Origin of the sequence: Mycobacterium interjectum (assembly GCF_900078675.2) — a bacterium.
Lineage (GTDB): Bacteria > Actinomycetota > Actinomycetes > Mycobacteriales > Mycobacteriaceae > Mycobacterium > Mycobacterium interjectum.
In genome coordinates this window covers 1,848,955-1,850,330 of sequence record NZ_LT546237.1, presented here as the reverse complement: position 1 = coordinate 1,850,330, position 1,376 = coordinate 1,848,955, and the positions used below count along the sequence as shown (strand labels likewise).

The following is a 1,376-nucleotide window of genomic DNA, read 5'->3' as shown; positions in this document are numbered from 1 at the left end:
CGCGCTGACCCGGCGGCTGCGCCGGGGCAAGGGAAACAACGGCGACGCGGCCGAGCCGGGCACGGCTCCGGACGCCGCGGACGCGTCGGGCGCCGCGGACGCGGAGACCCCGACCGACGTCATCGAATCCGCCGACCCGGCCGGCGTCAAGGCCCCGGCGGGCGCCAAGGCCAGGCTGGCCGCGATGCCGGGCGGTGTGCGCAGCCGGTTCGGCGCGTGGCTGGGCCGTCCGATGACGTCGTTTCACCTGATCATCGCGGTCACCGGGTTGCTGACGACGCTCGGGCTGATCATGGTGCTGTCCGCCTCGGGCGTGCGCTCCTACGGCGCCGACGGCTCGGCCTGGGTGATCTTCGCCAAGCAGGTGCTGTGGACGGTCATCGGGCTCATCGCGGCCTACGTCGCGATGCGCGTGTCGGTGCAATTCATCCGGCGGGTGGCCTTCACCGGCTACCTCATCACCATCATCCTGCTGGTGCTGGTGCTGGTTCCCGGGATCGGCAACCTGGCCAACGGTTCGCGCAAGTGGTTCGTGGTCGCGGGCTTCTCGATGCAGCCCTCCGAGCTGGCGAAGATCGCGTTCGCCATCTGGGGCGCGCACCTGTTGGCGGCCCGACGCATGGAGCGGGCCTCGCTGCGGGAGATGCTGATCCCGCTGGTCCCGGCCGCGGTCATCGCGCTGGCGCTGATCGTCGCCCAGCCCGACCTCGGCCAGACGGTGTCGCTGGGCATCATCCTGCTGGCCCTGCTCTGGTATGCCGGGCTGCCGCTGCGCGTCTTCGTCACCTCGCTGCTGGCCGTCTTCATGGCCGGCGCGGTGCTGGCGATGTCGGCCGGGTACCGCTCGGACCGGGTGCGGTCCTGGATCAACCCCGAGAACGACCCGCAGGACACCGGCTACCAGGCGCGGCAGGCCAAGTTCGCGCTGGCCCACGGCGGCGTCTTCGGCGACGGCCTCGGCCAGGGCGTTGCCAAGTGGAACTACCTGCCCAACGCCCACAACGACTTCATCTTCGCCATCATCGGCGAGGAGCTGGGCTTCATCGGCGCGTTCGGGCTGCTGGCTCTCTTCGGTCTGTTCGCCTACACCGGGATGCGGATCGCGCGCCGGTCCGCCGACCCGTTCCTGCGGTTGGTGACCGCCACCACGACCATGTGGATCCTCGGTCAGGCGTTCATCAACATCGGCTACGTCATCGGCGTGCTGCCGGTCACCGGCCTGCAGCTGCCACTCATCTCCGCGGGCGGAACATCAACGGCCGCAACGCTGTTCATGATCGGCATCATGGCCAATGCGGCGCGGCACGAACCGGAGGCGGTGGCCGCGCTGCGGGCCGGCCGGGACGACAAAATGAACCAGCTGCTGCGCCTGCCGC

At 70.3% G+C, this 1,376-nt stretch carries 1 protein-coding gene; it reads left to right on the top strand.

The annotated features are described in order from the left end of the window. Nucleotides 1-1,376, top strand: a 1,376-nt coding sequence (gene ftsW / locus BN4348_RS43175) for a putative lipid II flippase FtsW (protein WP_407937905.1), incomplete at both ends; no start/stop codon positions are given.